Here is a 4,525-nt window from a genome sequence, read left to right as displayed (position 1 = left end):
CGAGCGGTGGCACAGCCTGCTCGGCGCGCTCGCCGGCGAGCACGCGGGCACCCTCGAGGAACCGGCCCAGGCGGTGATGCAGATCGGAGAAACCTCCGGGGCCGACATGCTGGCCGGGTTTCTCGTCGCGATGCAGACCGTCCACGGATCGTCCGCGACCGGGTAAAGACCGGCCAAGCAGGGCCGCGAGCCGGTCTTTCGGTTCGTGACCTGCTCATTCTCGACGAGGCCGGCCGGACACCGTTCGCTGAGCTGCCTGACTTCCTGGTCACGCTCTGCTGTTGCTCGTGTTCCTCGCCATCGCCTTCCGGCCATAGAGTAGTCGCGGATGTCCCGTACCATTTCAGCAGTTCTCAGTCCTGTTCGAGGGCGACGAGGAGGATTGACACCGGGCTGGCGCTGGCCACACGTGTGTTGTGACCCCGGCCGGTCGTGTCGTCGAGCAGGACCAGGCTGCCGGGTGGGAAGCGACGGACCTCGCCGTCGGTTGTCGTGATCTCCCACTCGCCGGCCAGCGTGACGGCGTACTGCCGGCGAGGAGTGGGGTGCCACGAGCCGTCCCAGCCGGGCGCCAGGACCGCGAACTGAGCGACCGTTGCCGTACGCGGCGTCGAGAGATCCAGCGGCGGGTTGCCGGGAACGAACGCAACCGGCGCGACCCCGACCTCGACATCTTCGAACCGAGACCCCCCCTGCTGCGTGCTGAACGTTCGCGCATGTGTCATGCGTGACCCTCCTCTGGGGGGACAGCCCATCCCTCGCTTCGGGACGCTGCGTGCGCCTTCCTCGGGCGTCCTTGCAGAACATTGGAGCCTGATCGATCAAGACGATATTGAGGTGTTCGCCCGGTTTCGTGTTGATTGGCTGCGATTGCAGGTTGAGCGCGGGAAAGAAGGTCGTATCAAGACCCCTATGGAGATCTATCAACACATAGGGGAGATCGCCAATTTTCGTTCGGAGTTTGGGCAGCGCATTGATGCTCAGTTTCAGGTGAAGAAGAAGCGCCTTGGAGATTTACAGAGACGGAGGTTTTGGACTTAAGATACCGGACGCCCCATAAACGTATTCCCTCCGAGCTGAACCACCCGATGACGGGGCAGAATTCCTCGGGGGACATCGGCGCCTCGGTGTCAGCTCCCTCGGCGTAGAACTTCGCCGCCAACGACGATTGCTAGGATCACCACCGCTGTACAATCCTCAATCCTCACGCGTCGCCTGGATCGGCATCTCCCCCCCGCACTCGATAATGGCGGCGTTGCACCCCCCCGGGGTCGCCGAAACCGCCCATGCACCTCGCAAGGCCAACACATGGGCGCTTCGTCGCTCCGAGGGCAGCGTACGTAGCGCGAGGCGGCGCGCGAGAGGGTGGATTTCAGTCCAATCGAGCGCTAGAATGCCCCCCGTTTCTGTAACCACTGCCAGAACTCCCTTGGCGCGGACATCGTGCTCAGCCGTCCCTGGCGCACGAGCGCCCAGTCGTCAAATGCATGGGACTCCTTGATCTCCCGGAGCGTTACCGCGCGTGCAGCGTGCTTGACGTACTCGAAGTCGGCGACCCAGGAACGCGCGTCATTCTTGTCCGGCCGCGGCGGCGATACGACCTTCGCCAGACCGACGACCGCCGCGTCCCTCTGCGAGTGATAGATGATGACGGTATCGCCGGGTCTCATCGTCTTGATAGCGTTGACCGCTGCTGGATTCCGCACGCCGTTCCATTCAGTTATACCGTCGCGCTTGAGGTCGTCGATAGAGTATGTTTGCGGATCGGTCTTCGCAAGGAAGTATGCCATTGCCGTCACCTCATGAACTACTGGCAGCCCTGATTATCGCACACTTGTCGGTGACCACATGACAGATTCATGCCACAATCAGAACTATGTCTCTTTCGGCTCACCATTGCGCTTCTCTGAGGGTGGCTGCGGCGCGAATGTAATCGAACATCAAGTGTTGAACTCCCGTCTAAACCGTGACCGCTCCGCCGGCAACGTCTAAGAATTTATTTGCGCGGTTTGGTATATCAAGGAGGATTTTCGTGTTCATTCCATCCCACATCGGTCCAGTACGGTCGCGCGAATATTCCGTCGTACCCGTCGGAGCCCATCCGGCGTGCTGTGGACTACATCTTCGTTTCACAAAAGATGAAGGTGCTAGAGGCAGGATTCTTCTCCGATCAGCCTAGTGCGGACGATGCCTCTCTATTTCCATCAGACCACGTCGGTTTGGTCGCTTCTCTGGAGGTCTAGACACGGGGCCAAAGTTTCTCGTTGCGAGTCTAGAGCATTAAAGCATCTTCCGCATCTGATACCTAACTGTTTCGAACCCTTGCTTCTCCCATGCCATCCTTAGGGTCTTCAACCCTCCACTCGAGGGTACGGGCTCTCCCCTGCGCCCCGCGCTACGGTTCCGGAATCAGATTCGCCGGCGACTCCCCCCGCGCGATCCGGTGGATATTCTCCGCGATGACTTTCGCCCGCGCTTCCATCATGCCCTCGGTCCAGCCGGACATGTGGGGCGTCATGAGCACATTGGGCAATTCGTGGAAGGGCTGGTGCGCGGGAATCATTGGCCCGGCGGCGGTAGGATAGCGATACCAGACGTCGAGCGCGGCGCCGGCGATCGCCCGCCGGTTCAGCGCCTGGTAGAGCGCCGCCTCGTCGATGACCTCGGCGCGCGCCACATTGATGAGAAAGGCGGTGGGCCTCATCAGCCCCAGCTCGCGCGCGCCGAGGAGACCGCGGGTGGCCGCGGTGAGTGTGAGCGTGACCACCAGGTAATCGGCCCGCTTCAGCACCTCGTCCAGGCGCTCCGGGCCGCCGAGGAAGGCAAGCCCCTCGTCGCGGCCGGCGGATCGCGACGGATCGCGGCGGATGGCGCACACGGTCATGTCGAAGGCCCGCGCGCGGCGGGCCAGGCACTGCCCGATCCGGCCATAGCCCAGGATGCAGAGGGTCTTGCCGGCGAGCTCCGACGCAAGCGGCGGCGGCTCGGCGCCAACGGCCCACGAACTCTCCCACCTGCCCTGGCGCAGCGCCGCATCCAGGCGACAGAACCCGCGGCTCAATGCCAGCATGGCGCCGATCACGTACTCCGCGATGCCAATCTCATGGCCATAGGCATTCGCCAGCGCCGCGCCCGCCGGGAGCGCGGACCGATCGATGCGGTCGAGGCCGGCGCCGGGCACCTGCACCAGCTTGAGCCGCTTCGCCGAATCGCCCATCTCGCGGTTGAAGGTGAGGGTGACCAGCACGTCCACGTCGGAAAGCCAAACAGCGATCGCGCTTTCGTCGGCCAGGGTGATGTCGCAGGGCACCTCCAGGCGAGCCCGCACCTGATCCGCGAGCCGGCAGGAGAAGGCCCCGGCAAAGGCAACTTTCACGTCAGCACCATCTGCGTCTGGATGGTCAGCGACAGAAGCCGGCCCGCCTCGTCCCTCACCTGCGTCTGCCAGACGTGGGTCCGCTTGCCGCGATGGAGCGGGGTGCACTCGGCGCGCACCGTGCCCGAGCGGCCGGCGGCAAAGAAGTTGGTCTTGGACTCGAGCGTGGTCGTGCCGGCGCCCGCGGGCAGGTTGAGCACCGTGGCGACGGCGCCGATGGTATCAGCGAAGGCCATCAAGACACCGCCGTGCAGCGCGCCTCCCACCGTCCCGAGCTCGTCCCGGATGGCGAGCTGGGCCACCACGCGCTCGGGGCAGGCCTCGACGATCTCGACGCCGATGAGATCCGAGAAGGTCCCCTTATGCCGTTCCGCGATGGGGCCGAGATTCTTGTCGCTCCTCATGACAATCCCTCCTGGCGGGAGTGGTCTTTTCCAGGCCGCGCGGCGCGGCGTTCCCCGCGTCCGCGGCGCGGAATCAGGCGGGTACGGGGTTCGAGACCTCGATGAGGTTTCCGTCGGGGTCGCGGATATACAGGGAGTCCAGCGGACCCACCGCTCCCGTCTTGCGCACCGGCCCCTCGACGATCACGATGCCGCACGCGGCGAGATGTTCCTGCACCCGCTCCAGTGGGACGTCGGTGAGAAAACAGAGGTCGGCGGATCCGGGGGTAGGCCGGGCGGCTTTCGGTTCGAATGGGCTCGCGGCCAGGTGGAGATTTATCTTCTGCTGGCCGAAGGCCAGCGCCTTTCGGCCGCCCTCAAACGTCACCACGCGCATGCCGAGCCCGCGCGCGTAGAAGTCGCACGCCGCCTCGATGCTGCGCACCGTCAGCACGAGATGATCGAGACGGCTGACCTGTATCGACGGATCCGTCATTCCTCCGGGCCGCTCCGGCGGACCCGCCGCCACGGCCCTTCGGCGCGCGGAAGCCGCCGTCCCAGCGCATCGAGCACGTCCTGCATCTCTTTCCTGACCACCTCCCGCCAGTAGACGCCGACCCGGCCAATGTGCCGGTACTTGGCGTACCGGCGCTCCAAGAGCCGGGGAATGGGAACCCGGCGCAGGTCGCGCAGCGTCGATCCGACCCGACGTTTCACTAACGCCGCCGCGCCCGCCGGATCGAGGTGGGCCCCGCCCACCGGCTCC

The 4,525-nt window shown here is 64.8% G+C and carries 6 protein-coding genes; all 6 read right to left on the bottom strand.

The window, feature by feature from the left end:
- Nucleotides 1-353 precede the first annotated feature (353 nt).
- On the bottom strand, nt 354-725 hold the full coding sequence (locus tag VFP86_07685; protein HET8999509.1) for a hypothetical protein: 372 nt from the start codon (nt 723-725) through the stop codon (nt 354-356).
- A gap of 663 nt (nt 726-1,388) precedes the next feature.
- Complete coding sequence (locus tag VFP86_07680) at nt 1,389-1,790, bottom strand: EVE domain-containing protein (protein ID HET8999508.1); 402 nt, start codon at nt 1,788-1,790, stop codon at nt 1,389-1,391.
- 605 nt (nt 1,791-2,395) lie between these two features.
- On the bottom strand, nt 2,396-3,376 hold the full coding sequence (locus VFP86_07675) for a 2-hydroxyacid dehydrogenase (protein ID HET8999507.1): 981 nt from the start codon (nt 3,374-3,376) through the stop codon (nt 2,396-2,398).
- Nucleotides 3,373-3,780 carry a PaaI family thioesterase gene (locus VFP86_07670; protein HET8999506.1) on the bottom strand — a complete coding sequence of 136 codons (408 nt, stop codon included), beginning with the start codon at nt 3,778-3,780 and terminating at the stop codon, nt 3,373-3,375. The genes VFP86_07675 and VFP86_07670 overlap by 4 nt, the downstream gene beginning before the upstream one ends.
- A 73-nt stretch (nt 3,781-3,853) precedes the next feature.
- Nucleotides 3,854-4,255 carry a VOC family protein gene (locus VFP86_07665; GenBank protein HET8999505.1) on the bottom strand — a complete coding sequence of 134 codons (402 nt, stop codon included), beginning with the start codon at nt 4,253-4,255 and terminating at the stop codon, nt 3,854-3,856.
- Nucleotides 4,252-4,525 (bottom strand): hypothetical protein (locus VFP86_07660; protein HET8999504.1); only part of this gene is annotated, 274 nt, incomplete at its 5' end. The genes VFP86_07660 and VFP86_07665, both read right to left, overlap by 4 nt.

The organism is bacterium (assembly GCA_035703895.1).
GTDB lineage: Bacteria > Sysuimicrobiota > Sysuimicrobiia > Sysuimicrobiales > Segetimicrobiaceae > Segetimicrobium.
Note: the sequence above shows the minus strand (reverse complement) of the source record. Positions and strands in the feature narration are given on the sequence as shown.